General features: G+C 67.3%; 21 protein-coding genes, 2 tRNA genes and 2 pseudogenes. 10 read left to right on the top strand and 15 right to left on the bottom strand.

What is annotated here, in order from left to right:
• From LW587_RS20265 to LW587_RS20245, 5 genes and pseudogenes are all read right to left on the bottom strand, one after another.
• A pseudogene (locus LW587_RS20265) lies at window positions 1–127 on the bottom strand (GNAT family N-acetyltransferase); the annotation flags it as partial.
• A gap of 223 nt (window positions 128–350) precedes the next feature.
• Window positions 351–1,895: a calcium-binding protein gene (locus tag LW587_RS20260; RefSeq protein ID WP_232631394.1), complete on the bottom strand. Its 1,545-nt coding sequence runs from the start codon at window positions 1,893–1,895 to the stop codon at window positions 351–353.
• A gap of 755 nt (window positions 1,896–2,650) precedes the next feature.
• Window positions 2,651–3,034 carry a type II toxin-antitoxin system death-on-curing family toxin gene (locus tag LW587_RS20255; protein ID WP_232631393.1) on the bottom strand — a complete coding sequence of 128 codons (384 nt, stop codon included), beginning with the start codon at window positions 3,032–3,034 and terminating at the stop codon, window positions 2,651–2,653.
• Between the two features lie 4 nt (window positions 3,035–3,038).
• Window positions 3,039–3,710, bottom strand: a complete 672-nt coding sequence (locus LW587_RS20250; protein ID WP_232631392.1) for a hypothetical protein — start codon at window positions 3,708–3,710, stop codon at window positions 3,039–3,041.
• 236 nt (window positions 3,711–3,946) lie between these two features.
• The gene (locus LW587_RS20245) at window positions 3,947–6,208 is read right to left on the bottom strand and encodes a calcium-binding protein (protein WP_232631391.1); all 2,262 of its coding nucleotides are present in this window, start codon (window positions 6,206–6,208) and stop codon (window positions 3,947–3,949) included.
• A gap of 1,039 nt (window positions 6,209–7,247) precedes the next feature.
• On the opposite strand from LW587_RS20245, the gene LW587_RS20240 reads away from it, so the two are divergent.
• The 4 genes from LW587_RS20240 to LW587_RS20225 are packed head-to-tail and all read left to right on the top strand — an operon-like array spanning window position 7,248 to window position 8,696.
• Window positions 7,248–7,679 carry a hypothetical protein gene (locus LW587_RS20240; protein WP_232631390.1) on the top strand — a complete coding sequence of 144 codons (432 nt, stop codon included), beginning with the start codon at window positions 7,248–7,250 and terminating at the stop codon, window positions 7,677–7,679.
• Complete coding sequence (locus LW587_RS20235; protein WP_232631389.1) at window positions 7,676–8,089, top strand: hypothetical protein; 414 nt, start codon at window positions 7,676–7,678, stop codon at window positions 8,087–8,089. Before LW587_RS20240 ends, LW587_RS20235 begins: the two co-directional genes overlap by 4 nt.
• Complete coding sequence (locus tag LW587_RS20230) at window positions 8,086–8,538, top strand: hypothetical protein (protein ID WP_232631388.1); 453 nt, start codon at window positions 8,086–8,088, stop codon at window positions 8,536–8,538. Before LW587_RS20235 ends, LW587_RS20230 begins: the two co-directional genes overlap by 4 nt.
• On the top strand, window positions 8,529–8,696 hold the full coding sequence (locus LW587_RS20225; RefSeq protein WP_232631387.1) for a hypothetical protein: 168 nt from the start codon (window positions 8,529–8,531) through the stop codon (window positions 8,694–8,696). The genes LW587_RS20230 and LW587_RS20225 overlap by 10 nt, the downstream gene beginning before the upstream one ends.
• A gap of 198 nt (window positions 8,697–8,894) precedes the next feature.
• Here the strand turns inward: LW587_RS20225 and LW587_RS20220 are convergent.
• Both LW587_RS20220 and LW587_RS20215 read right to left on the bottom strand, forming a co-directional pair.
• A tRNA-Arg gene (locus LW587_RS20220) sits at window positions 8,895–8,971 on the bottom strand.
• A 53-nt stretch (window positions 8,972–9,024) separates the two neighbouring features.
• Window positions 9,025–9,101: transfer RNA gene (locus LW587_RS20215), tRNA-Pro, on the bottom strand.
• A 583-nt stretch (window positions 9,102–9,684) separates the two neighbouring features.
• Here LW587_RS20215 and LW587_RS20210 point away from each other — a divergent pair.
• Window positions 9,685–10,647: a LysR family transcriptional regulator gene (locus LW587_RS20210; RefSeq protein ID WP_232631386.1), complete on the top strand. Its 963-nt coding sequence runs from the start codon at window positions 9,685–9,687 to the stop codon at window positions 10,645–10,647.
• A 73-nt stretch (window positions 10,648–10,720) separates the two neighbouring features.
• On the opposite strand, the gene LW587_RS20205 is transcribed toward LW587_RS20210, so the two are convergent.
• From LW587_RS20205 to fdxA, 3 genes are all read right to left on the bottom strand, one after another.
• Window positions 10,721–11,593: an RNA polymerase factor sigma-32 gene (locus LW587_RS20205; protein ID WP_232631385.1), complete on the bottom strand. Its 873-nt coding sequence runs from the start codon at window positions 11,591–11,593 to the stop codon at window positions 10,721–10,723.
• A gap of 260 nt (window positions 11,594–11,853) precedes the next feature.
• Window positions 11,854–12,435 (bottom strand): CarD family transcriptional regulator, encoded by a 582-nt coding sequence (locus tag LW587_RS20200; RefSeq protein WP_232631384.1) that lies wholly within the window; start codon window positions 12,433–12,435, stop codon window positions 11,854–11,856.
• Window positions 12,436–12,885: 450 nt separating this feature from the next.
• Entirely contained in the window at window positions 12,886–13,224 is a 339-nt protein-coding gene (gene fdxA / locus LW587_RS20195; RefSeq protein WP_232631383.1) for a ferredoxin FdxA, read from the bottom strand.
• A 471-nt stretch (window positions 13,225–13,695) separates the two neighbouring features.
• Here fdxA and LW587_RS20190 point away from each other — a divergent pair, with 471 nt between their 5' ends.
• The 3 genes from LW587_RS20190 to greA all read left to right on the top strand — a co-directional run bounded on the left by LW587_RS20190 (window position 13,696) and on the right by greA (window position 15,871).
• Window positions 13,696–14,289 (top strand): hypothetical protein, encoded by a 594-nt coding sequence (locus LW587_RS20190; RefSeq protein ID WP_232631382.1) that lies wholly within the window; start codon window positions 13,696–13,698, stop codon window positions 14,287–14,289.
• Window positions 14,290–14,364: 75 nt separating this feature from the next.
• Complete coding sequence (acuI, locus tag LW587_RS20185) at window positions 14,365–15,351, top strand: acrylyl-CoA reductase (NADPH) (protein ID WP_232631381.1); 987 nt, start codon at window positions 14,365–14,367, stop codon at window positions 15,349–15,351.
• A 55-nt stretch (window positions 15,352–15,406) separates the two neighbouring features.
• On the top strand, window positions 15,407–15,871 hold the full coding sequence (gene greA / locus LW587_RS20180; RefSeq protein ID WP_232631380.1) for a transcription elongation factor GreA: 465 nt from the start codon (window positions 15,407–15,409) through the stop codon (window positions 15,869–15,871).
• Window positions 15,872–16,002: 131 nt separating this feature from the next.
• Here greA and LW587_RS20175 read toward each other — a convergent pair whose 3' ends face one another.
• The 5 genes from LW587_RS20175 to LW587_RS20155 form a co-directional block, all read right to left on the bottom strand.
• Window positions 16,003–18,738, bottom strand: a complete 2,736-nt coding sequence (locus LW587_RS20175) for a hybrid sensor histidine kinase/response regulator (RefSeq protein WP_232631396.1) — start codon at window positions 18,736–18,738, stop codon at window positions 16,003–16,005.
• An 81-nt stretch (window positions 18,739–18,819) separates the two neighbouring features.
• Window positions 18,820–19,857 carry an HD-GYP domain-containing protein gene (locus tag LW587_RS20170; protein ID WP_232631395.1) on the bottom strand — a complete coding sequence of 346 codons (1,038 nt, stop codon included), beginning with the start codon at window positions 19,855–19,857 and terminating at the stop codon, window positions 18,820–18,822.
• A gap of 120 nt (window positions 19,858–19,977) precedes the next feature.
• Entirely contained in the window at window positions 19,978–21,393 is a 1,416-nt protein-coding gene (locus LW587_RS20165; protein WP_232631379.1) for a TadE/TadG family type IV pilus assembly protein, read from the bottom strand.
• 180 nt (window positions 21,394–21,573) lie between these two features.
• Window positions 21,574–22,095, bottom strand: coding sequence for a TadE/TadG family type IV pilus assembly protein (locus LW587_RS20160; RefSeq protein ID WP_232631378.1), 522 nt, complete (start codon window positions 22,093–22,095; stop codon window positions 21,574–21,576).
• 92 nt (window positions 22,096–22,187) lie between these two features.
• The gene (locus LW587_RS20155; protein ID WP_232631377.1) at window positions 22,188–22,790 is read right to left on the bottom strand and encodes a TadE/TadG family type IV pilus assembly protein; all 603 of its coding nucleotides are present in this window, start codon (window positions 22,788–22,790) and stop codon (window positions 22,188–22,190) included.
• A 355-nt stretch (window positions 22,791–23,145) separates the two neighbouring features.
• Here LW587_RS20155 and LW587_RS20150 point away from each other — a divergent pair, with 355 nt between their 5' ends.
• Window positions 23,146–24,939: a thiamine pyrophosphate-requiring protein gene (locus LW587_RS20150; protein WP_232631376.1), complete on the top strand. Its 1,794-nt coding sequence runs from the start codon at window positions 23,146–23,148 to the stop codon at window positions 24,937–24,939.
• A gap of 125 nt (window positions 24,940–25,064) precedes the next feature.
• Window positions 25,065–25,344, top strand: a pseudogene (locus LW587_RS20145) (hypothetical protein); the annotation flags it as partial.

The raw sequence follows: 25,344 nt of genomic DNA, 5'->3' as shown, positions 1-25,344 counted from the left end.
CCTGCTCCTCGGTCATGTCCCGATCAAGCGTGTAGGTCTCGCCAGCGCGAATGACCGGCTCGATGATCGACCAGATAGCCGGGGCGTCTTCGGAGAGGGCAGCACGGATCAGCATGGCGACGCGCATAGCGGTAACGGCAGGGGGCGGAAAGCCATGAGGCCGTGGGTCTGCTTCGGACCCTGTGCAGCCCCTACATACGGTCAAGCTGATTCGAGCCTTGGTTGCCCGCCGGCCTGAGGGACGAACCTCCCCCGCTCGCCCGTTGACCTTGTGATCCCTTCCAGAGGGCTCGACAGACTCAGCCCCGCCCGGGAAACCGGAGCGGGGCTTTTTCGTGTTCCGCCGCGCCTCACACGACGAGGAAATCGTCAGCGAAGAGCGCCGCCCTGTTGTCGAGAACTGCGACCTTAACCTTCAGGGCGCTGCCCGAACCGTCCGCATCGTAGAACAACTCGCCGGTCGATGATTTGTACAGGATGCGGTCATCGGCATCGGCCTTGCCCGTCGTGATGTTCTTGAACGCGCTCGGATCGAGCGGGCCCGGGGCCAGCGCCGTGAAGATGCTGCTCGAGAGCTGGATCGTGTCTTCGGTTGCGAAGTCGGTGATGCGATCGATGTTGCCGGTGCCCGGAGCGTTCGAGAAGACGAAGGTGTCGGCTCCACCCCGCCCCGTCAGCACGTCGTTGCCCCAACCACCGTTTAAAATGTTGACGCCGTTATTGCCAATGATCGTTTGATTGAACGCGTTGCCGCTCAGGTCGATGGCACGGTCGCCGACTGATTGAAGGACTCGTAGTTCCTCGATTTCCTGGCCAGCCGTAAGTGTGAAGCTTACTGAGGTGGCGACCGCGTCTCTACCGCCACCTAATCCCTCGCCTACCCGATCACCGGCATTGTCGATGATGTAGGTGTCGTTGCCAGCATCGCCGTAGAGGACATCGATACCGCCGCCGCCGTCGATGCGGTTGTTACCGGCGTCACCGACGATCATGTTGGCGAATTCGTTGCCAGTCAGGGTGATCGTGGTCTTGGCGGTCTTGTCGACCACCCGTAATTCCTCAATCACTTGGTTGGCGGCTAGGGTAAAGGACACAGAGGTGTTGACCACGTCTTTGCCTTCGCCGACGCTCTCGAATACTTTGTCGCTGGCGTTATCGACGTAATACTTGTCATCGCCTGCCCCACCGATCAGAGTGTCAGCTCCACCGCCGCCATCAATGCGGTTTGCCCCGTCATTGCCGACGAGCCTCTGAGCGAGCGCGTTGCCGGTCAGGTCGATCGGGGCGTCGCCCGCCGATTGGAGGATCCGCAGTTCCTCGATCTCCTGGCCGGCGGTGAGCGTATAGGTCACCGCCGTGGCGACCGCGTCCCAGCCGCCGCCCTTGCTCTCGAAGACCTGATCGCCGGCGTTGTCGACGAGGTATCTGTCGCTGCCCGCGCCGCCATGGAGGCTGTCGGCCCCGCCGCCGCCGTCGAGGCGGTTGTTGCCGGCATCGCCCACGATCTTGTTGGCGAAGGCGTTGCCGGTCAGGGCGATCGTGGTCGTGGCCGTCTTGTCGACCACCCGCAGCTCCTCGATCGCCTGCCCGGCGGCCAGGGTGTAGGACACGTCCGTGGTCACCACGTCCCGGCCACCGCCGATCGCCTCGAACACCTGGTCGCTGGCTTGATCGACGACGTAGGTGTCGTTGCCGCCCTCACCGTAGAGGGCATCGGCCCCTTCGCCGCCGTCGAGCCAATCGTCTCCGAGCCCACTCTCAATAAAGTCGTTTGCGGCGCCCCCGCCCAACGCATCACCTTCGGACGAGCCAAAAACAACATCCGTAATATCAGAACCTGCGAAATTAGCTGAATCTGAAAAAATAATAGCATTGAAGTTAAAATAAATGCTCACTCCAACGTAATAATCATATATTTCATAAGATCCTTCATATGCCTGGCCATTAAAAACCGACGTTGTTAAATCAAGAATGATTGGCGCGTCATCCGGCTGGTAAACATATGTACTTTCCTCGCCTATTGTCAGGTATCCTTCACCATCCCAAAAATAAGTCCCCAACTCCTCGTCATAATAACCTGACATAAAATAGTATAAACTTGCAGTAATGCTATTTCCGTCTCTAGATATGTCGAAAAATGGAGCTTCTCTGCTAACGTACTCGCTTATAATCATGTGACGACCTGCGTGAGTTTGATACGTGAGCATGTTAAGCCGAATCGCCTCACAGAGGCTGCCTTCGGATCGATCTAAATATAGACCATAGTCCCTCGGAAAATGCAAATCCATCCCGTATGGTAGCTATATTTATTCTGAAGATCAATATTCGCATAACGGTCACAACAAACAAGCACGTGTTGAACCTGCGTCGCTCTTTTTCTGCGGACGAGGGCAGGTGAGGCGGGGAAGGATAAGTCGGTCCCCGCCATCCGGTTCAATAGAACGCCAGCCGATGGAACGAGGGCCACGTTTCCCTGACCCGAGCCGTCGCGCCTTGGCGTTCCCATGTGGAACGCCAACGATACGGGCCTCGTCGACGAGAAGATCACGGGCCGATCCGCAAAGGCAGCTCACGCCGCCTCTGCGCCTTCCCGGCCGCCGGGCTCACGCGACCGGCCGGCCCTTAATCGCCTCGGCTGCGGCGAGGGTGCCTAGAACTCCACCTTCGACCTGAGGGCGCTGATCAGTGCGTCCGCGGGCGCATCTCCAAGCATGACGACCTCGCAGATCTTTCCGAGAGCTTCGGTATCCACCGCCCCGCAATCGCCGCCGTTCATCTCGATGAAGAGAAGAGCGGCAAAAAACCCCGTACGCTTGTTGCCCTGCTGAAAGCAGTGGCTCTGTGCAATCCCTGCGGCCAGCAAAACCGCAAGAACAATCCGATCGACCTCACCATCGTAGAGCCAAGCGTTGAGTGGGCGTCCGAGGGCCCCCTCCAGCCCATCTAGGCTCAGTACGAGGTGTGGCTCGTCCTGAGCTACTACAAGGACCCGGTTGATCTCGATGACCTCTTCAGCGATGAGCCACAGCGGCAAGCTATCAGCGGGCAAGATACGCCGCCGTCTTAGGGAAGCGGGCCAACAGCTCAAGCGTGCGGGCTTTCGTCCCCTTGATATCCGGCGGACGATTTAGCGCTTGCCCTACGTAGGCGTCCCGCTCTTCGTCGCTTGCGAAATTTGGCGCAGGTACGGACTCACGTTCGATGAGAGCTTCAAGGAACTTCTTCGCTTCCAATATGCGCGCTCGGTTGCGCATAAGCGTGTCCTTGCGAAGGATGAAAGCTTCTGCAAGGCGTTTTTCCTCGCGCTTGAGAAATTTCCCGGTATCTGCTGAATATTTGGATACTTCCTCTGTAGAAACGCGCAACCTCTCAAGCATGGCACCGTCGGAGACTTGAAGATTTGCGTGCGTAGAGTCAATTTCCGCAGCAAATTCGTCAATGTCAGCAGCTAACTTTTCCATATGAGAAACGGTTAGATAAGAATAATTATTTTTTAGCTCGGCTCTTGCGAGCATTACAAGCCTTATGGCCCTAGATCTCCAATCCTCGATAGAGGCAATATATTTATTGACATTTCTCCTAGTATTGCGGCGATGCTCCGGCTCGGTTGCGCCCTTCCCGGTCAAAATGGTCGATGTAACACGCGGCGCGCTCGCGACCACGCTCCGCGCCTCCTCGAACACCTCCATCTTGAAGGCTGGCAAGCCCATGCCTCGAATCTCCTGATCCCTTATATGTAGGGCATCCAGGCTGCGCGCGAAACGGCCGCCACCTGGCGGACGCCCTCGCCTACTTCGGCCGCCCGAACCCGAGCCCGAACCCCTTCCTGCCGTCCGTCGGTGCGTTCCAGAGATTGGCGAGTGCCAGTCGTTGGGGGGGGGCTCGGCCCCTTGCGCCATTGCTGTCCGGAGGGCCGGGGCAGGCTCACCCGCCCCGGCCCTACCTCTCACACGATGAAGAAGTCGTCAGCGAAGAGCGCGGCCTTGTTGTCGAGCACCGCGATCTTCACCTTCGCGCCGCTGCCCGTGCCGTCCGCGTCGTAGAATAGCTCGCCGGTTGACTGCTTGTACAGAATGCGGTCGTCGGCATCGGCCTTGCCCGTCGTGATGTTCTTGAACGCGTTTGGATCGAGCGGGCCCGGGGCCAGCGCCGTGAAGATGCTGCTCGAGAGCTGGATCGTGTCTTCGGTTGCGAAGTCGGTGATGCGATCGATGTTGCCGGTGCCCGGAGCGTTCGAGAAGACGAAGGTGTCGGCTCCACCCCGCCCCGTCAGCACGTCGTTGCCCCAGCCGCCGTTGAGGACGTTGGCGCCGCCATTGCCGATCACGTTTTGGGTGAGCGCGTTGCCGGTCAGGTTGATCGGAGCGTCGCCCGCCGCTTGGAGGATGCGCAGCTCCTCGATCTCCTGGCCGGACGACAGCGTGTAGTCCACGGTCGTCACGACCGAATCCCAGCCGCCGCCCTTACTTTCGACGATCTGGTCTCCGGCATGATCGACGAGGTAAGTGTCACTGCCGGCGCCGCCGTGGAGGCTGTCGGCCCCGCCGCCGCCGTCGATCCGGTTGTTGCCGGCATCGCCCACGATCTTGTTGACGAAATGGTTGCCGGTCAGGGCGATGATGGTCTTGGCGGCCTTGTCGACCGTCCGGAGTTCTTCGATCTCCTGGCCAGCGGCCAAAGCGTAACTCACCGAGGTGACCACCGAATCCCGGCCTCCGCCCACCGCCTCAATCACCCGATCTCCCGCGTTGTCGACGATGTAGGTATCGTTGCCACCTAAACCCCTCATGATGTCGATACCGGTGCCGCCGTCAAAGCTGTTATTTCCAGCGTTGCCGATAAGTGTGTTAGTTAGCGAGTTGCCAGTAGCGCTGACGTTGCTTGAGCCAGTCAGCGTGAGATTTTCTATGTCTTGACCCGCCAAGCTGAAGCTAACGGATGAATAAACTGTATCGTTACCTTGGTCGGCTGCTTCAATCACGCGATCGTCGGCGTTGTCAACGTAGTAAATATCGCTGCCCTGCCCTCCAATCATGATGTCTGCGCCGTAACCACCGTCAAGAATATCATCGCCTGCATGTGCGTATAGAATGTTGTCACTCATAAACGGAATATTATCTACGTAGGCTTCTGGGGTAAGGGTGTCCCGCTGGTCGGTTCCAACAATCACGATTTTATCAGATGCAACGGCACCCAGCGTATAAATCTGCCCATTGAAACTTACAAAATCGACTCTGCTCACCGTATCACGCCCTTCAGGGCTGCCCGCGCGGATGTCAACAATTTCATAAATGTTATTTACCGAATCCACTAATCGAATTGCATAATTATCGAGGCCCGATCTATATTGTGCGGTGACGGTTAGATCTGGGCCATTTTTATAAATAAAATCATTTCCATCTCCGCCGTCAATCGTTATATTGCCCGATCCGCCAGCATAAATCGTATCGTTGCCGCTGCCGCCAAGAAGCAGAGCGTCTCCTCCAGTTCTCTCATAATAATCAATATAATCATTGCCCTCCCCACCATCGATAAAATTTGAACGCGGACTTAATTCAGACTCAAACATAGATGAAATTCGGAGATGGTCAGCTCCGGATCCACCATATATGTAATTATTAGCAAAATATGAACCAATTATTGTATCGTCCCCGCCGCCTCCATTGAATGTTGCTATTCTTCCTACCCCACTCAAATTGCTAGCCTCAATATAATCCTCCACTTCTGATCCGTTGAAAATCAGATCCATAGAGGCGATATGGCCGCCAAATGCGTTGCCCGCGAGCGGCGTGCCTGATGGCTCTTCGTTCGGCTCGTTTCCACCTTGTATGGATGCTCGATAGCCAATTTTTTCCCCATCCCAACCATAAACATAACCGCCGCCACCAGACCACGTGAATGGATCAAATGTCGCGGTTCCGATTTCAATTGCGACCTGAGGAATACCGTCAATTGTCTCCATCGGCCTGTAAAAAGTTGCTGCGGCGACCTGCATTGTGTATGCGAAGCCTGATTGGCCGTGCACAAATTGAGTGTTGCCCTGAAGCGTAAAAAATGCCCCCTGCATTGAAGCAGACCAAGCATCTTGATATTTTATTGTATCATTCAATGGCTCGTGAACATATTCTAGCGGGTATCCCCAGTATCCACCGTAACTCGCATTACCTTTGAAGCCCGTCGCTGCGGCGTTGATTGTAAATGTACCCATCTCTTGTTTCCTGCAAATGCGGATTTATTTCTCTGAAACCAAGTGAGCAGTAAATACTTGGCTTTTCTCGAACCGCGCAGTGCGCTCGATCTCTTGAATGCGCTTATGCATCGATTCGCAGGCCGAAAGTAGCTGCGGCTGGCCAAAATTAGTACGTACCCCATCCGTGTGGCTCGCAAGCAACATCCCGGTACATGTGTTGTATTCTTTTAACATCGTTTTGTGGAGGACCAATCAGCACGGCATTTCGGGGGGGGCAAGTATTAGGGACCTTTGGGCGATCAATGCCATTGCAGTCGCAGCACACGATCAGTGCTGCGTTTCTGGAGTGGTTCGGAGCAGACCTCGGTGCGCTTCACTTTCCGCCCTGCTTCACTGCGCACTCCCAGATCGGCGGCCCGACTGGTGATCCGAGCGTATCACGGTAGGCGGACGTGTTGCCGAAGATCACGCGCCGGGCATCAACGCCCGCGGCCTTGGATCCGCTCAGCATCAGAGCCCCACACCAGTCTGTTCGCATGGTGCCGTGCTGGGGGTGGACGCCGAAAAGCTGTGGTGCCGTCCAACCGAGGAATGTCGCCGACGACCTCGAGCGTCCATCCATCGTTCGTGCCGGCGAAACGGTAGATCTGGACCTAGACGGTCACGCCATGCCGCGTCACTCGGCCGGACAGAGGCGAGAATTCTAGCTCGCGGTCAGGGATCGAAGTCGCCATCCTAGTTCGCGCCCTCAGGATCCTCACGGTGCCGCAGGTAGCCCTGACCGGTGAGCCAGTCGGTCAGCGCGTGCCGAATGGCTTCAGGACGTGAGGGCTTGGGATCGGGCTGCGCTGCGATCCAGGCGTCGAGGGGCGAAACCAGCTCCGGGAGCATACGAACGCCGATTGTTTGGCCCGTGCCAGTGGTGGCGGGGCGACCGCGTTTTTTCGCGCTAGCGCTAATTGACCCTGCCATGAAATAACGCTAGCGTAAAAGTTGAGCCAGAACAAGGCGGCAACCCTGCTCTGGCCCTAACCACTCACGTCCTCTGGAGACGAAAATGGCTACCCAGGCCCATAGCACGCGCACGCCCTTATTACGCAGTGGGTCCGGCAGGCAGCCGGGCCCCGTCACGCTGGCCATTCGCACGATGCGGAAGGCAGAACGGATCGACGACGCGGTGCAGGCTCTTGCTGCCCTGCGCCAGCGTGATCCGGCAATCGACAACGTTCCACGACTCTGCGCCCTGCGTTCTGCATTGGCCGACCGGATCGAGGCGGACATCGCCTTGCTCGACGCGCTGGCGCCCGACGCGGACTTCGAGCCGTCGCTCGGATCGCTCGGCGGTATGGCCTCCGTTGAGAGGATGCCCCAGACCATGTGGGCGATCGGCGGCACCGAAGACCGCGAGGACGGCGACGACAACGGCATCGCCGACGACGGCGGCCGGCAGGAGCAGTCCGGACTCCGCGACGAACTGGTGGCCCTGTGAGCGCCCCCGCATCCCGCCGCGGCTTCCTCCGCGGCCTGACCACGCTTCCGCTCATCGGCGGCAGCGTGGCCCTCATCGGCACCCCGTCCGCGGTCGCCGCGCCTGTCACTGAACAGCTGCTCGACGCGTACCTCGGCTTCATCGTCCACGAGCACCGCGAGGTTCTGGCGCAGGACTCCTATCGCCGGGCCGTCGCCCGTGCGGCCGCACTCCATGAGGAACGAGGTCTCAGAGTGCCGGCCGGCTTCGCCGAAGCGTGCGCGCAGGACACCCGCGAACTGCCCCATCTGCAATGGGTGCCGAAGGGCAGCGAGGCGGTTGACGCGTTCTGCCGGGCGTCCTGCCCATCCAAACGGGCCGCCATCGTGCTCAGCGCGGTCGGCTTCGACTGGCGGGAGGGCGGCCGATGACGACCGCCTCCCTCTCCCGTCGGCGGCTCGTCACCGGGCTCGCCGCGGCGCCGCTCGTCGGCTTGCCGATCTCTACTCGCGCCGCGTCGCTCAGCACGGTCGAGGCCGACTTCCTGGCGCTCGCTCCGAAGCTCGTGCCGATGCTGGACGAGTACGATCGGCTCATGGAGGCGGCCGGCTTGTTGTACGAGGCGGCCATGAAGGTGATGCCGGCCCACCCTTGGTCGCGCATGGAGGCTTCGCCGGGGTGGCAAGCCTATCTAGAGGCGCGCCGCCCGGCTGACGCCCTCGATGATCGCATTGAAGCTCTTGTCGAGCCGTTCTTCGATGCGCCTTTCGGGAGCCTCGACGCGATCCTGTTGCGCCATCGGTACGGCATGTCGTTTGAGGCTTGGGAAGATCACGCGCTGCGCGATCTGGGCCGGCTGTGGGGACGGCCATGCGCCTGATCTACGCCTTCCTCGCCATTGCGCAGGTGAGGCTGTCTAAGCTCGACCTCGCCCGTTCCGACCTGCTCGCCGATCAAGCCGACGAGGCTCTGCGGCGCGGCGAGGAGCGGATGCGGCTGGCCATGAGCCTCGCCGAGCGAGCCCAGCTGCGAGCCTGAGATCCCGGCCCGGCCACTGCTGCGGTATCGGAATTTCCGACATCGCTCAGCCTCAGCACGACAGAAGCCAAAGGCCCAGACGATACCGCCAAGGCCTGGAGGACGATGATGCTGTGGAAGGGATCTGGCATGGGGAGCGCTGTTACCCGCAGCGTTACCCTCGTCCGATCTAGGCCTTCTAAAAATCTAGCTAAGTGATGGCGCGCCCGAAAGGATTCGAACCTCTGACCCCCAGATTCGTAGTCTGGTGCTCTATCCAGCTGAGCTACGGGCGCCTTCTTGTTGTCGTGGTGCCCTTGATGGGCACTTCTCGTCTTGCCGTTTTGTTTGGTCGGAGTGGCAGGATTTGAACCTGCGACCCCCACGTCCCGAACGTGGTGCGCTACCAGACTGCGCTACACTCCGAAGGCCGCCCCCCGGGGGGCGACGAGCGGGCTTATAGCCGGCACTTCCCGGGGTCGCAAGCCAATCGTCGCCTTTCGTGGCGGTTCTTTTTGGCGGTTCCTTTTGCGCGGTCGCGGCGCGGCCGGTTTCGAGGCGCGATCACGGGGCCGGTCGCGGCGTGGAGAGGGATGGGTCAGGCGGGGCGGCGTGTGTTGCCAACGGCGTGCGTTGCCAGGTGTCGCGTGGGACGCTGATCGCGTCCGGTCCGGCTGATGTTCGGCCCCATGTTCGGCCCAGGCCCTCCGCAACGGGAGGGCCTCGCGCGAGGATCCCCCCGTTGCGGAGGGTGTGATGGGCGATGCCCCCAGGCCCGCAGGATCCGACGGCGTTCGAGGGGAGCCCGAGGGGCCACCACCGGGCGGGGCGGGCACAACCCGAAGGTGTTGACGATTGTTTCAGGAGGAAAAACGATTTTTCCGTCAGAACTCGGATGCTGCTGAGCTGGTTATCGTAGATTGTGATAGAGGCGGGGGGAGAAGCGCGTGTGGCTCAAGACGTTCGGCCGAGCGCGGATTCCCGTACCGAGCGTGCGAGCCGGGGAACGATGTCGCATCCTCAACTTCTGCGCGACATGGCCCTGTTCGTTGAGGTTGCGCGGCGCAAGAGCTTCAGCCAGGCGGCGGCGGCCCTCGGCATGCCGATCTCCTCGCTGTCCCGGCGCATCACCATGTTCGAGTCGGCGGTCGGCTTGCGGCTGCTCGACCGCACCACCCGCAAGCTCGCCCTGACCTCCTACGGCGAGGCCTATCTCGCTCAGGTCTCGCGCCTCGTCGATGAGGCCCAGCGCACCTTCGACGACATGATGGCGGTGGCCAAGGGGCCGAGCGGCTTCCTCAAGATCGCCGCGCCTCCGGATTTCTGGGTCCTGCGCCACCTCTCCGGCGTCATCACCGAGTTCTCGGCCCAGCACGAGCACATCCATGTCCATGTCGATCTGAAGCCCGCCCCGGTCGATCTGGTGGGCGACAATTACGACCTCGCCGTCGCCATCGAGGAGCCCCGCGAGACCTCCCTGATCGTGCGCAAGGTGGCCGAGGTCGAGAACGGCCTGTTCGCGGCGCCGGCCTATCTCGCCGAGCGCGGCGAGCCCGCTGTCCCGGCCGAGCTGGAGCGCCATCAGGTCATCGTGCCGGCCCAGGGTCCGAGTGCGGTCTGGTCGCTGAGCCGCGGCGGCGAGACCGTCGCGGTCACGGTCGGCGGCCCCCTTTCCTGCAACTCGCCGAGCCTCGCCCGGCGCTTCGCCGTGGCCGGCCAGGGCCTCACCACCGCGACCGTGATCAATGTCGACGAGGACGTCGCCAAAGGCCGCCTGCGGCGCGTCCTGCCGGACTGGACCCTGCCGGCGACGCCGGTCTACTTCGTCACGACCTCGCGGCTCCTGCCCGCCAAATCGCGCAGCTTCATCGACTTCGCCACCAAGCGCCTCGCCACCGTTCTGGCCGGTGCCTCCCGCGAGGCCCGCCGCGGGGCGCGGGCCCGCCTCGTCGAGCGCACCCTGACCTCCTGACGGCGACCGGCGCGCCACGAAAAAGGGCGGCGCCCACCGGCACCGCCCTCAACTTCTCGACATGTCTCGAGGGTCAGGCGTAGACGCTGCTCGGGGCCTGGGGGAATTTCTCGGCCAGTGCCCGGCGCAGCTTCTCCAGGGCGCGGTTCTCGATCTGGCGGACGCGCTCCTTCGAAATGCCGAGCCGGTGGCCCAGCGCTTCCAGGGTCGCCTGATCCTCGGCGAGGCGCCGTTCGCGCAGGATGCGCAGTTCGCGTTCAGAGAGGACCGTGAGGGCCTGGCGCAGCCAGATCAGGCGCCGCTCGCCGTCGACCAGGGCCGAGACGGTCTCGTCCGGCAGAGCCGCCCCATCCACGAGGAAGTCCATCCGCTCGGAGGAGGCCTCGCTCTCCTCGCCGACGGGGGCGTTCAGCGACATGTCGGGCCCGGAAAGGCGGGCATCCATCAGCGCCACGTCCTCGCGGGATACCCCGATGGCGGTGGCGATGCGGCTGTGGATCTCGGAGCCGACCTGTTCCTCGGTCGACTGCATCAGGCGGGCACGCAGGCGCCGCAGGTTGAAGAACAGGGCCTTCTGGGCGGAACTCGTCCCGCCCCGCACGATCGACCAGTTGCGCAGGATGTAGTCTTGGATCGAGGCGCGGATCCACCAAGTGGCGTAGGTGGAGAAGCGCACGTCCCGTTCGGGCTCGAAGCGGGCCGCCGCCTCCATGAGGCCGACATGCCCCTCCTGGACGAGATCGGCCATCGGCAGGCCGTAATGGCGGAACCGGCCGGCGAGGGCGATGACGAGGCGCATATGCGCCGAGATGAGCCGGTGCAGGGCGCGCTCGTCGCGCGCCTCCTTCCAGGCCACCGCCAGTCCCCGCTCCTCCTCCCGGGCAAGGAACGGCGCCTCCATCGCTGTCCGAATGAACTGACGCCGCATCCCCGCGATCTCTGCCATCCCCGCCTCTCTCGTGAGCGTTCTTGGATCAGACCTCGGGCGCGTCCCTCGCGGGCCGCCGACGCGGCCTCGCACGGGCACCCGGGTCGGGCCATTCGTGGCAGAGGCACAACAACGATCGGCAGAAGCGGTTCCCTCCCGGCGCCTGGCGCCGTTCACAAATTTATCAAGTGGCCGAGGGGCGGCGCATGAAAAAAGGGCCCGGCCAAAGCCGGACCCTCTTATTCAACGGGCGGATCCTGCTGCGGCGGCGATGCCTCTCAGGCGGCCTCCTCCACGTCGCCCTCATCCCCCTCCGCCTCGGCATCGGCCTTGGCGCGGCGGGGCGACTTGGCGAGGCTCTGCTCGATCAGCTTGAGCGCCTCGGTTTCGGTGATCCGGTTGACCGAGGAGATCTCGCGCACGACGCGATCGAGGGCGGCCTCGTAGAGCTGGCGCTCGCTGTAGGATTGCTCGGGCTGCGCCTCGGAGCGGAACAGGTCGCGAACCACCTCCGTGACCGAGATCAGGTCGCCGGAATTGATCTTGGCCTCGTATTCCTGGGCGCGGCGCGACCACATCGTCCGCTTGACGCGGGCGCGGCCGGTCAGGACATCGAGGGCCTTCTTGACGAGCTCGGGCTCCGCGAGCTTGCGCATGCCGACGCTGTTGGCCTTCGCGGTGGGGACACGCAGGACCATCTTGTCCTTCTCGAAGGCGACGACGAACAGTTCGAGCTTGTAGCCGGCAATCTCCTGCTCTTCGATCGCGGTGATCCGCCCGACGCCATGCGCCGGATACACGACCGCCTCGCCGGTCTTGAAGCCTTGGCGGCCTGCCGTCGTCTTCTTGGCTGTGGTCATGCGGAATGAGCCTCCACTGTCATCCGCGCGGGTCATGCGCACCCGCGCGTCGTCTCCATCCGGGGCGGGACACCCGGCGTGTGCCCTGCCCGGCGGGCGCGACGGCCTTCCGGTTCCCGGGCTTCGTCCGTGCTGCTCCCACCACACGAAAGAACGCGCCGGAAGCAAAATGCTTCCGACGGTCGATCGCAGCCAACCTCGTTTCCAGGAAGATGGAACCCGCACAGGACGCGGTGACGGAGGAAGCGCATCGGGCGTGAGCGACGGCGTACCTTCATGTAGCACGAATGGGCCGGCGAATCAAAGGATTGCCGGCGCGCAGGGCGCGTGTCCGCAGGGGAGGAGGCCGGATCGGCGCGTCCTCCGATGTCCCCGTGCGCGGGGCCTGTTCGGGACCCTTGGGCCTCTTGGGGCCCCGCCCGGGGGGCAGGGCGGGGCGCAAGCCCTCCGTCAGTCGCCCGAGCCGGGATTGGGCGAGAAATGCGCCTCGAGCTTGCTGGCCACGCCGTCCCACTGCTTGGCGTCGCCGGGGGCGTCCTTCTTCTGGGTGATGTTGGGCCAGGTCTTGGCGTAATCGGCGTTGATCTTCAGCCACGCCTCCAGATCGCCCTCGGTGTCGGGCTTGATCGCCTCGGCCGGGCATTCCGGCTCGCACACGCCGCAATCGATGCACTCGTCGGGATGGATGACGAGCATGTTCTCGCCCTCGTAGAAGCAATCCACGGGGCACACCTCGACGCAGTCCATGTACTTGCACTTGATGCAGTTGTCGGTGACGACGTAGGTCATGGGCCGTTCGGTCCTGAAAGCTTCTCCCCCGGGGCCGGACTCGCCGTCCGCCTCCGGACCGCGCCCGCATCCCTGCCGCGAGGCTGTGTTCGCACACCGGATGCCGCCGCCCGGCTGGCCAAGCGCTCTAGACCCTGGCCGGGGGGCTGACAAGCGCCCGGGCCCGGTGGCGCGACGCTTCGCGCGCCGCCGTGGCCGCGGCGCCAGAGCCCGCGCAGGGCCCGCGCCGGCGTCCCGGCCCGCGCGCGGCGGGCGGCGCCCCCTGCCCCGGACCGCACTGGCGGAATCCCTGCAAGTCGAAGGATCACGGAAAGGACTGCGTAGTCTGAGTCGTTGGTTAAGTTTACTGTCTTCGGCAATCGAGCTTGTCGGACACGCAACCTTGGCCGCACTTGTGGCGTCGAGAGGAGCGCGCGCCGATCCGGCGACGGCGCCCCGACCTCCCGTTCTGCGTCTCGCCGAGGACCGTCCATGGCCGCCCTTCCCGTCCGCCCCGCCCTTCTCGCCGCGGCGCTCGCCGCCCTCACGACGCTGCCCGCCGCGACCTCGGCCCAGGCCGGGGGCGGCTGCGTCAGCGCCGAGTGCTACCGCCGCGTGGCCACGCCGCCGGTCTACGACACCGTCTCCGAGCAGGTGCTGGTGCAGCCGCCGCGCACGGTCTACCGCTCGACGCCGCCGGTCTACGACACCGTGTCCGAGCGGGTCCTCGTCGCCCCCGGCGGGCGGCGCTGGGAGACCCGCTACGACGCCTACGGCCAGCTCGTCGGCTGCTGGGTGACGACCCCGCCGCGCTACGCCGTGCAGACCCGCCGGGTGCTGGTGCGCCCGGCCGAGGTCATCCCGGAGACCCTGCCGCCGGTCTACGCCACGACGCAGCGCCAGGTGCTCGTGCAGCCGGCCCGCTCGGCCTGGGTGCCGGCGGGTCCCGCCTACGGGCCCCGTCCGGGCTACGGCCCGCTCGGCGTCGGCTCCATCCCGGACGCCTTCGGCCTGGCCGGCGCCTCCGCGGCCGACGTCTCGGTCGGCCTCGGCTTCTCGCGCGGCAGCGTCTACGACGGCTACTGATCCCGTCCCGGCGGCGGCCTTGAATCGGGCCGCCTTCGCCGTAGTCTCCCATCCCCTGAGGATGGGAGAGCCGGCATGCCGACGTTCAAGGCCTGGGTGATCGAGAAGACGGAGGCCGGTCAGAGCCTCGCCCTGCGCGGCTTCGACACGGCCGCGCTGATGGACGGGGACGTCACCGTCCGGGTCACCCATTCGGGCCTGAACTACAAGGACGGGCTCGCCATGACGGGCCGGATGCCCGTCGTGCGCCGCTTCCCCATGATCCCCGGCATCGATTTCGCCGGCACCGTCGAGGCGTCGGAGCATCCCGATTACACGCCCGGCGATGCCGTGGTGCTGACCGGCTGGGGCGTGGGCGAGACCCATCTCGGGGGCCTCGCCGAGCGGGCGCGGGTGCGCGGCGACTGGCTGGTGCCCCTGCCCGAGGGATTGTCCCCGGCCCAGGCCATGGCCATCGGCACCGCCGGCTACACCGCCATGCTCTCGGTGCTCGCCCTGGAACGGCACGGCCTCACCCCGGAGGCCGGTCCGGCCCTGGTGACCGGCGCCTCCGGCGGCGTCGGCTCCGTCGGCGTCGCGCTGCTGAAGCGGGCGGGTTGGCACGTGATCGCCGCGACCGGCCGCGCCGGGGAGGCGGAGTACCTGAAGCGGCTCGGCGCCGCCGAGATCCTCGAGCGCGAGGCGCTGTCCGGGACGCCGCGCCCCCTCGCCAAGGAGCGCTGGGCCGCCGGCATCGACGCGGTCGGGGGCACGGTGCTCGCCAACGCGCTGGCGATGACCAAGGGGGGCGGGGCGATTGCCGCCTGCGGCAATGCCGGGGGCATGGACCTGCCCTCCTCCGTGGCCCCCTTCATCCTGCGCGGCGTCTCGCTTCTCGGCATCAACAGCGTGACGACCCCGCTGGCGCCCCGTCGCGAGGCCTGGGCACGGCTCGCCCGCGACCTCGATCTCGCGCTCCTGGAATCGATGACGACCACCGTGCCGCTGGAGCAGGCCGGTGCGGTCGGCGAAGCCCTGCTGGCCGGCGGGGTGCGGGGGCGCACGGTCGTCGCGGTCGCGTAGCCGGCCTGCGCGCGGTGGGCGGAACCCGACGCCCTCCCCGCGCATTGCCGCGCTTATGAGCAGAGCATTTGTCCGAGAGCCGGAGGGCGGCGAGGCCTTCGAGGACCTGCCCGACCGGCCGATCTCCCAGCACCCGAATTTCGTGACGCCCGAGGGCTTGGCCCGGATCGAGGCCGAGGTGGCGCGGTTCGAAGCCGAGCTGTCCGGGCTCTCGCCCGACGACAAGGCCGACCACGCCCGGGTCTCGCGCGATCTGCGCTACTGGAGCGCGCGGAAGAACTCGGCGCAGCTCGTGGAGGAGGAGCCGGACGGCAGCAGCGTGCGCTTCGGCTCGACGGTGACGGTCGTGCGGGAGGACGACACCCGCCAGACCTTCCGGATCGTCGGCGAGGACGAGGCCGACCCGCATGCCGGCTCGATCTCCTACGTGGCACCCCTCGCCCGGGCGCTCACCGGCAAGGGGGTCGGCGACACGGTCACGGTCAACGACCACGAATTCGAGGTGGTCGAGATCCGCTGAGCGGCACCCGGGAGCGTTCTCCGCCGCAGAGGTCCCCGGTTCGGCGCCAGCGAGCGCCCCCAACCCGAGAGAGTGCGACAAAACAGGGTCTTGAGAGCCGTGCGCGCATCCCCGTTTGAGCGCGCCCGGCTCTAGGTTCCCGTCCGTCGCCCGGCCTCCGTGGCCGGTGCCCCGATCCGCTGTTCGAGCGCCCGCAGCGTGCGTTCGAGCAGGAGGCCGAGGCCGGCCGCGTCCCGGGACGGTCCGGAGAGCGTGCCGTCGCGGGCGGCGCCCTCGATGGCGCCCGCGACGCTGCGCAGCTGCGCCGCACCGATATTGGCGCTCATCGATTTGAGGCTGTGGGCGGCGCGGGCGGCGACGGGGGCATCGCCCGCCGCGAGGGCGACCTCGAGGTCGGCGAGCGCCTTCGGCGCCTGCGCGGCGTAGAGTTCGAAGATCCGGGCCAGGAAGTCGCCGTCGCCGAGTTCGGCGAGGTTCAGGAGCGTCTGCTCGTCGAGCAGCGGATCGGCCGGGCTCGCCGCATCGGGCAGGGCGGCCTGCGGGGCCTGCCGCGAGCCCGCGGCCGACCTCTCCTGCGACACCTCCGGCGTCACCGCCGTCTGCGCCGCGTCCCGGGCCTCCCCGTAGGTCGCCAGCACGGCGGCGAGCTGCGCCAGCGTGAACGGCTTGGCGAGCATCCCGTCCATGCCGGCCGCCCGCCAGGCGTCGGCGCCGTCGCCGACGACATGGGCGGTGAGCGCGACGATCGGCACCCGCGCCCGGCCCTCCCGGGCTTCCGCGGCCCGGATGGCGGCGGCGGCGGCGAAGCCGTCGAGCACGGGCATGCTGCCATCCATCAGGACGAGGTCGAACGCGTGGGCGGCGACGGCGTCCACGGCGGCCTGTCCGTCCTCGACGGTGGTCACATCGCGCAGGCCGAGGCGGGCCAGCGCCTCCGTGGCGACCTCGCGGTTCACCGCGCTGTCGTCGGCCACGAGCACCCGCATCCCGGGGAAGGACGGCAGGGCGGGCGCCGCCTCGGAATCCGGCGCCACCGGATCGGCGGAGAAGGGCGTGCCCTCGGCAAGCGCCGCCAGAAGCGGGCGCCACTCGGACTGGGCGACGGGCCGGCGCAGCAGCGCGTCGGCATGGCCCGCCCGCAGCAGGGCGGCCCCGGCGCTGTCGCCGACGGGCACGAGGGCGACGATCCGGCCGTGGCCCTCGGGGCGGCGGCCGAGGGCGCGGATCTCGTCCGCATCGAGGAGGCGGTGGCCGTCCCCGTCCTCCGCGAGGCGGAAGCCCGCGGCCTGGAGATCGCCGGCCAGGGCGGTCCGGGTCGCGTGGCCGAGCGCGCCGAGGCGGACCGTCGCGGGCGCGGCGGTGCGGTGGATCCGGGGCGCGTCGGTGGCTTCGGCACCCTCCACGGGGAGGCGGGCCCAGAAGGTCGAGCCCTCGCCGACACGGCTCTCGACGCCGACCTGCCCGCCCATGGCGGCGATCAGGCGCTCGGCGATCGACAGGCCGAGGCCGGTGCCGCCGAAGCGGCGGCTCGTCGATTGCTCGGCCTGGGTGAAGGCCGTGAAGATCTCGGCGAGGCGGTCCTGCGGGATGCCGATGCCGGTATCGGTCACGGCGAGACGCAGGACCGGGCCGGCCGTTCCCGCCTCCATCGCCATCCGCACCAGGACATGGCCGGAGGCCGTGAACTTGAGGGCGTTGGAGACGAAGTTGCCGAGCACCTGCCCCAGGCGCACGGGATCGCCCAGCAGGCGGCCCGGCACGTCCGGGTCGATCTGGGCGGCGAGGTCGAGCCCGGCGGCCCGGGCGCGCTCGGCGAAGAGCGTGACCACGGTGTCGGCGACCTCGCGCGGGGAGACCGGGATCCGCTCCACCTCGAGCCGGCCGGCCTCGACTTTGGCGAAGTCGAGGATGTCGTTGATGATGGCGAGCAGCGACTGCCCGGAGCGGGCGATGACGCGGGCATAGCGCTGCTGGCGCGGCGGCAGGTCGGCGGCGGCGAGGAGTTCGGCCATCACCAGCATGCCGTTCATCGGCGTGCGGATCTCGTGGCTCATCGTCGCCAGGAAGGTCGACTTGGCGGCGTTGGCACTGTCGGCGGCCTGTTTGGCCTCGATCAGGTCGCGGGTGCGGGAGCGCACCTCCTCCTCCAGCCCGGCGCCGTAGCGGGCGATGGCGCGGTCGCGCTCGTTGATCGCCTGCAGGAGGTCGTTGAAGGTCGCGGCGAGCGCGCCGACCTCGCCGCTGCCGCCCTGGGCCCGCTGCGCGTAGTCGTGGCGCAGTCGCACGGCGTCCATGGTCCGGGCGAGGGCGGCCAGCGGGCGGGTGACGCTGCGCTGCAGGCCCATCGACACGGCGAGCCCCAGCGCCAGGGCCAGCAGGCCGGCGAGCGCGGCGGTCAGGCCGACCTCGGCGATGCGCGCGGCGAGATCGCGGTTGTCCGACACCAGCACGACCCGCCCGATCGCCCGGGCGTTCTCCTCGATCGGAACGGCGACCCGCAGCGTCCGGGTCGACATCAGGTCGAGGGGGGACACGTGGCCCTGGTCGAGGTCGATGTCGTCGGACAGGCGCAGGCCGATGCCCTGCTCGGCGAGGATCTCGCCGTCGGCGCGCTCGACCGCGGCGTAGACGAGGGCGGGGCCGTGGGCGATCGCCCGCAGGGTGGCCTGCGCCGCCGCCTCGTCGCCCCGGGCGGTGGCCTCGGCCGCGCTGGCGGCCAGGATCTGCGCGGTCATCCGCAGGGCCTCGCGCTTGGCCGCGGCGTAGCGCTCGACCTCGCGCCAGGTCGAGAGCCCGGTCAGGAGCAGCAGGGCGACGGCGACGGCGCCGGCGACCGCCAGGGCGAGCCGCCCGGAGAGCGAGCGCATCGGGCTCGGGACAGGCAACGGGGACTCTCCTCGCAATCGGGGCTAAGGCCGGCGGCCCGTCGTCGACGGCGCCGCCTGGGATCAGTCGGCGAAGCTCCGAGCGGAGCGCCGCACCTCGTCCCAGCCGGCCAGGAAGGCGGCCACGCAGGCCGGATCGAAATGGCGGCCGGCATTCTCGCGTAGGAAGGTCGCCGCCTCCTCGAGCGGCCAGGCCTTCTTGTAGGGGCGCTCCGAGACCAGGGCATCGAACACGTCGGCCACGGCGACGATCCGGCCGGAGAGCGGGATGGCCTCGCCCTCAAGACCGGCCGGGTAGCCCGTTCCGTCCCAGCGCTCGTGATGGCTCCCGGCGATCTCGGCGGCGAGTTGCACCACGTCCGAGGTCGAGCCCTGCAGGATGCGCTGCCCGCGCTCGGCATGCTTCTCCATCTCGTCGCGCTCCTCGGCCGTCAGGCGGCCGGGCTTGAGCAGGATGGCGTCGGCGACCCCGATCTTGCCGACATCGTGCATGGTCGAGGCGAGGCTCAGGCGGCTCACCGCCTCCGGGCTCATGCCGAGATGCCGGGCGATGACGGCGACGTAGGCGGCCACCCGGGCGATGTGGTCGCCGGTGTCGGTGTCGCGGTGCTCGGCCGCCCGCATCAGGAGGGCGATGATCTCGCGCTCGCGCGCCTCGCAGACGGCGACCGCCGCGGCCACCTCCCGCGCCAGCACCGCGGAGCGTTCCTGCTCCCGCCGGTAGGCCTGGGAGAGCGCCAGCAGATTGGTGACCCGCGCCCGGATCTCGACCGGGTCGCAGGGTTTGCCGAGGAAGTCGGTGGCGCCGATCCGCAGCGCCTCCCGGCGCAGGCTCTGCTGGTCGAGGCTCGTCACCATGACGATCGGCACGTGCTCGAAGCCCGACACCGCGCGGGCGGCGGCGATGAAGGCGAGGCCGTTCATGCCGGGCATCTCGTAATCGGTGATCGCCACGCCGATCCGGGCGACCTCGGCCTGCAGGAAGGCGAGCGCCGCCTCCGGCTCCGTGAAGGTGACGGGCCGGCACCCCGCCACGGGGGCGAGGGCTTTGGCCAGAAGCAGGTTGTTCATCTCCGAATCGTCGAGGATCAGGGCGATCATCGGCTCGGCGTCGGGCGGCGCGCCCGCGACGGGCCCGGTGGGCGGGGCGGCCGAGGGGGACGGGATCAACGGGTTCTGCATCGTCACCTGCGGCACGCGGCTCCCGTCGCTGGCTCTACGTCACTGGCTCATGATCAGCCGGCCCGAGACCGGACCGACGCCCTTGGGAACGGGTACGCTGGTGCCGCTGTAATTGGCGTTAAGATGGAGGTTCGGCCCCTCATAGAGATTGATCTGTTGCGCCACGACGACGGTGTAGGCCGACATGTCGGCCACCGGCCGGTTCGAGTCGATCACGAGGCGGCCGGCCGGGAGGTAGATGGTGCCGAGCATGGTGCGGGCGTTGTCGCTGATGATGCGGTAGGTCCGCATCGGCTTGCTCGCGGCGAGCGGCGGGGGCGTCGGGGTGATGACGTCGCCGAGCTGCGTGTCGACCTGGGTCACCGGATCGTTCGGCAGGGAGACCGTGGGTTCCTCGGACATCAGGAGGCCGGCCATGATCCCCGTGGTCGGCGCCGACAGGCTGATGGTGGTCTTCTTGTCGAACAGGAGGCCGCCCTTGTTGCCGGTGAAGTAGAAGGCGACGTCCGTCCCGTTCAGCGTCGCGTTCTTGTCCACGACGAGGGGGCCGTCCTTCATCACGTAGATGCCGGGCTTGAGCGTCACGACCGCGTTCTTGGTGATGTGCAGGCCGTCGCAATAGGTGCCGGGCTCGAGGGTGACGGTCATGGCGACGGCGTTGCTGCCCTTGCTCTTGCCGGTGGCGATGTCGGCGAGCTTCAGCATCTGCGACAGCTGCATGCAGGCGCCGATCGGCGGGGCCGGCCGGCCCTGGAGCGGGTCGGCGATCGTCGGGCAGCCGGTCTGCGGGTTGGGCGTGAAATTGGCCCGCTCGTTGCGGAAGCCGCCCGCCGAGCAGATGGTCTGCGCCCGGGCCAGCGCGTTGTCGCGGCCGACCATCCCGGAGGCGTGGGCGGAGTTGGAATAGAGGGCGCAATCGTAGGCGGTCACCTGCGCCTTCTTTTCGAGGTTGAAGGCGCCCGCCGCCTGGGGATCGAGGGCGAGCATGCACAGGCGCATCTTGCCGACCACGCTGGCCTTGGCGCGGGCCGTGATCTGCATCGACCCCATGCCGACGAAGGGGCCGAAGGCGAGCTTGACGGTCTGGGACGCGAACGCCTCGACGCTGGTCTTGTCGGCGGCGACGGTGACGTCGATCGACACCGGCGCGGCGGCGTCCGCCGGGGCCTCGGCCCGGATGGTCTGGGTCGTCAGGCCGGCGATGGAATCGGTGTTCGACACCACGAGTTTGAGCGCGTTGCCGCCGGCCATCACGCCGGCATCGACCGCGCTCTGCAACTGCGTGCGGCGCGCCACGAGCCGGGAATAATCGACCGCCCCGCCGACGAGGCCGACGAGCACCGTCGCCGAAAGACCGAAGATCACCGCCACCGAGCCGCCGGTGTCGCGGCGCAGGCGCGCGCCGATCCGCCTCCGGGCCCGGCCCGCCTGTCGTGTCGCCTCTCGCGCCGCCATCGCGACCGCCGCCTCGTTCTCACCCGTCCGCGCCAGAAGGAATAGACCTTGCGCGTTAACAGGACTTGTTCTTGCGCGTGAGCGACGTGCGGATGCGAACTGGGTATTCTTTAAAGATGTTCGCGCGGACCCGCGACGACAACATAGGTAGTGATCGGTCGCCTTCACCGCAGGTTGAGGTCAGGGCGGGCACGGCTTCCCGCCCGGCAGCACCACCTCGGCCTGCCCGTTGTGGTTCGTGCCCTCGCGCACGGGCCACACCGTCTTGCCCGTGAAGATCATGCCGTCGAGCATGGGGAAGAACGAGAACAGCGGGCGGTAGGTGAGCCGCAGCTCGGCCATGACGAAGCGGTCCCCCTTCGAGGCGGTTCCGGCGGGGGGCGGGCCGAGATCGGAGCCGACGGCCCGGGCCTGATCGCGCCGCTGGACGCTGGAACAGACCCGCGCCACGAAGCTGGAGCCGACCTGATAGACGCCCCCCGCGGTCAGCACGATGCCGGCTTCCGCCAGGCTGTAGGGCGCGGCCACCACCTGGGTGGCGTCGAACACGTCCGCGATGTCCGTGTAGGCGGCGCTCGCCACCAGATCGGCCAGGGCGGCGGTGGCCTGGGCGAGGCGGTTGTTCGTGGCGATCGCCCGCGGCACCTCGACCGCGGCCATGAACAGCAGCATCAGGATGGGGGTGACGAAGGCGAATTCCACCGCCGTCGCGCCCCCTTGCGCCCGTCGGAGCCGGGACAGGGCCCGGCGCAGGCCGGCCGCGGACCACCGTCCGCCCCGAGGCGCCCGCGGACTCATGTGCAGGGCTTGTCCGGGTATCCCTCCGTGCGGAACACCGTGGTGGTCATCAGGAGCTGCCGGCCGCCGGGCATGCGCTGGCCGGTGAAGTCGAGGAAGTTGAAGGGGCGCAGCACCGGCACCGCCGCGCGCAGCATGATCACGCTTCCGCCGGTCGGGCAGTCGAACCGGTTGCCGAAGCCCGCCGCCCAGTCGCCCCGCTCGGCATCGTAGGGCGGGACGATCTGCTTGGCGGAGAAGCTGGCCGTGCGCACGAGATCGAGGCGGAGGTCGTCGCAGCGGTAGAGGCCGAGCCGGGCGCCGCACAGGAGCTGGCGTAGCCGGGCGGACGGATCGCTCCCGTTGGCCCCGTCCTGGAAGGCGCCGGTGCGCAGGAGGCGGGCGGCCCGCTCGACCGAGACGTCGAGCCCGTGCTGGGCGAAGACCAGGATCGAGGCCTCCATGATCACCGCGATGAGCATGAAGAGGGGCACGGCCACGAGGGAGAACTCGACCGTGGCGATCCCGCCGGCATCGCCGGCAAAGCCCGGCCGGCCTGTCCGCCGCAGGGCGAGGCCGGGGCAACGCCGAATGTGCGCGGAGAGTCTCAAGGGGGTCATCGCCAGGTGAATGCCACCCCTCGGCGGCTCCGGAGCCGCCGGGGTTCGTCCGGGCGCAGGATCCCGGGCGGACCGCCACGATAGGCCGGCCCCCGTTGAAACTTCGTGAAATCGTTCCGGCCGATCACCGCGCCGCGGTTCAGGAACCGCGGAATCGGGGGGCCGTTAGCCGAACGGGGCGATCCGGCGCCGCCGGCACCCGGCAACCCGATCCCGGATCCGAAGCCGCGGGCCGGGCGGTTGCGCGCCCCCCGACGCCCGCTGCGCTGGCGCGGAACACCGACGAGCGCCCGGTGACCGGGCGTTTGCGAAGAAACGCTCGCCCCGGGCGTCCCAGGGGGGACGAGGAGCATTCATGGCAGAGACCGTCGGCGATTTCTTCTGGACGCGCCTCGCCGAATGGGGCGTGACGAAAATCTTCGGCTATCCCGGCGACGGCATCAACGGCCTGCTCGGCTCGATGCAGCGCCTCGACCTGCCCTTCGAGTTCATCCAGGTCCGCCACGAGGAGATGGCGGCCTTCATGGCCACGGCCTACGCGAAGTTCACCGGCGAGGTCGGCGTGTGCCTGGCCACCTCCGGCCCCGGCGCGACCCATCTGATCACCGGCCTCTACGACGCCCGGCTCGACCATGCGCCGGTGCTCGCCATCGTGGGCCAGCAGGGCCGCCACGTGCTCGGCGCCCAGTACCAGCAGGAGCTCGATCTCGTCAGCCTGTTCAAGGACGTGGCCGGCCCCTTCGTGCAGCAGGCCTCGACCGCCCCGCAGGTGCGCCACCTGATCGACCGGTCGATGCGCGCCGCCGCCGCCGAGCGCAGGCCCGTGGCGCTGATCCTCCCGAACGACCTCCAGGACCTGCCCTACGAGGCGCCCCAGCGGCAGCACGGCTACACGTTCTCGGGCGTCGGCTACACGCGCCCGAAGGTCGTGCCCTACGAGGACGACCTCGCCCGGGCCGCCGCCGTGCTCAATGCCGGCAAGCGGGTCGCGATCCTCGTCGGCGCGGGCGCGCTCCAGGCCACCGACGAGATCATCGCGGTGGCGGACAGGCTCCAGGCGGGCGTGGCCAAGGCGCTGCTCGGCAAAGCGGCGGTGCCGGACGCACTGCCCTTCGTCACCGGCGGCATCGGCCTGCTCGGCACGCGGCCGAGCTCCGACATGATGAACGACTGCGACACGCTCCTCATGGTGGGCTCGGGCTTCCCCTATGCCGAGTTCCTGCCGAAGGAGGGGCAGGCCCGCGGCGTGCAGATCGATCTCAAGGCCGACATGCTGTCCCTGCGCTACCCGATGGAGGTGCCGATGGTCGGCGATTCCGTCGAGACCCTGCGGGCGCTGCTGCCGCTGCTCGACCAGAAGCCGCAGGGGGGCACGTGGCGCCAGGGGATCGAGGCCGGCGTGGCCCGGTGGTGGGTCGAGACCGAGGCGCGGGCCATGGCGGCGGCCCATCCGGTCAACCCGCAGCGGGTGGTGTGGGAGCTGTCGCCGCGCCTGCCCGACCGGGCGATCGTCACCTCGGATTCCGGCTCCTGCGTCAACTGGTACGGGCGCGACCTGAAGATCCGCCGGGGCCAGATGTGCTCGCTGTCGGGGGGCCTCGCCTCGATGGGGGCGGCGGTGCCCTACGCCATCGCCGCCAAGGTCGCCCATCCGGACCGGCCGGTGATCGCCCTCGTCGGCGACGGTGCCATGCAGATGAACAACATGGCCGAGCTCATCACCGTCGCGAAGTATCGGCACCGCTGGCCGAACAAGACCTTCATCTGCTGCGTGTTCAACAATGAGGACCTGAATCAGGTCACCTGGGAGCAGCGGGTCAACAACGGCAACCCGAAATTCGACGCCTCCCAGGCCCTGCCCGACGTGCCCTACCACCAATTCGCCGAGCTGATCGGCCTCAAGGGGATCTTCGTCGACGATCCCGAGCGGCTCGCCGCCGCCTGGGACGAGGCGCTGGCGAGCCCGGTGCCGGTGGTGCTGGAGGTCAAGACCGACCCGGAGGTGCCGCCGCTGCCGCCCCACATCACCTTCGCGCAGGCCCAAGCCTTCATGGGCACCCTGCTGAAGGGCGATTCGCGGGAAGGCCGCATCCTCCTCGACACCGCCCGACAGGTGCTGAGCACCGTCCTGCCCGGCCGCGGCTCATAGGGCTCGGAGGCCCCTCGCCCGGGCCGATCCGGCCCGGACCGGGGGACGGGCACGACATCTTGGCGGAGGGCCACGAAACCTTCGCGGCAAGCGGAACGATAAGCTAGGCGGTACGTTCTGCGAGAATGGAACACTACAAGTCCACCTTCGCGACCATCGGCGCCGCCATCACCGGGCTCGTCCTGGCGGCGCAGATCCTGCAGACCGGTCCGTTCACCCCGGAGACGGGCCGGCCGGAGCGCGGGCGCCTCGCGGCGCCCGCGGAGGCGACGGCCTGGGCCGATCCGCCGGTCCGCCTGCCGGCGGCCCCGATCGCTCAGGCGGAGGTTCCGGTGCACGCCGCGCCCGCCGCTCCCCTCCCCCCTCTCGTCCCGGTGGCCGCGGCGGCGCTGGCCACTCCGGTCG

Source organism: Methylobacterium sp. Leaf118 (assembly GCF_920984675.1).
GTDB lineage: Bacteria > Pseudomonadota > Alphaproteobacteria > Rhizobiales > Beijerinckiaceae > Methylobacterium.
The sequence above is the reverse complement of the archived record's forward strand: the minus strand, read 5'-3'. Positions and strand labels throughout refer to the sequence as shown.

Excerpts from the sequence above, each read along its gene's own strand:
- LW587_RS20175 (WP_232631396.1), bottom strand. The coding sequence starts at position 18,738 with ATGCGCTCGCTCTCCGGGCGGCTCGCCCTGGCGGTCGCCGGCGCCGTC.
- LW587_RS20245 (WP_232631391.1), bottom strand. The coding sequence starts at position 6,208 with ATGGGTACATTTACAATCAACGCCGCAGCGACGGGCTTCAAAGGTAAT.
- LW587_RS20205 (WP_232631385.1), bottom strand. The coding sequence starts at position 11,593 with ATGGCAGAGATCGCGGGGATGCGGCGTCAGTTCATTCGGACAGCGATG.
- LW587_RS20250 (WP_232631392.1), bottom strand. The coding sequence starts at position 3,710 with ATGGGCTTGCCAGCCTTCAAGATGGAGGTGTTCGAGGAGGCGCGGAGC.
- LW587_RS20230 (WP_232631388.1), top strand. The coding sequence starts at position 8,086 with ATGACGACCGCCTCCCTCTCCCGTCGGCGGCTCGTCACCGGGCTCGCC.
- LW587_RS20200 (WP_232631384.1), bottom strand. The coding sequence starts at position 12,435 with ATGACCACAGCCAAGAAGACGACGGCAGGCCGCCAAGGCTTCAAGACC.
- LW587_RS20170 (WP_232631395.1), bottom strand. The coding sequence starts at position 19,857 with ATGATCGCCCTGATCCTCGACGATTCGGAGATGAACAACCTGCTTCTG.
- acuI (WP_232631381.1), top strand. The coding sequence starts at position 14,365 with ATGCCGACGTTCAAGGCCTGGGTGATCGAGAAGACGGAGGCCGGTCAG.
- LW587_RS20165 (WP_232631379.1), bottom strand. The coding sequence starts at position 21,393 with ATGGCGGCGCGAGAGGCGACACGACAGGCGGGCCGGGCCCGGAGGCGG.
- greA (WP_232631380.1), top strand. The coding sequence starts at position 15,407 with ATGAGCAGAGCATTTGTCCGAGAGCCGGAGGGCGGCGAGGCCTTCGAG.
- LW587_RS20150 (WP_232631376.1), top strand. The coding sequence starts at position 23,146 with ATGGCAGAGACCGTCGGCGATTTCTTCTGGACGCGCCTCGCCGAATGG.
- LW587_RS20240 (WP_232631390.1), top strand. The coding sequence starts at position 7,248 with ATGGCTACCCAGGCCCATAGCACGCGCACGCCCTTATTACGCAGTGGG.
- LW587_RS20225 (WP_232631387.1), top strand. The coding sequence starts at position 8,529 with ATGCGCCTGATCTACGCCTTCCTCGCCATTGCGCAGGTGAGGCTGTCT.
- LW587_RS20155 (WP_232631377.1), bottom strand. The coding sequence starts at position 22,790 with ATGACCCCCTTGAGACTCTCCGCGCACATTCGGCGTTGCCCCGGCCTC.
- LW587_RS20190 (WP_232631382.1), top strand. The coding sequence starts at position 13,696 with ATGGCCGCCCTTCCCGTCCGCCCCGCCCTTCTCGCCGCGGCGCTCGCC.
- LW587_RS20210 (WP_232631386.1), top strand. The coding sequence starts at position 9,685 with ATGTCGCATCCTCAACTTCTGCGCGACATGGCCCTGTTCGTTGAGGTT.
- fdxA (WP_232631383.1), bottom strand. The coding sequence starts at position 13,224 with ATGACCTACGTCGTCACCGACAACTGCATCAAGTGCAAGTACATGGAC.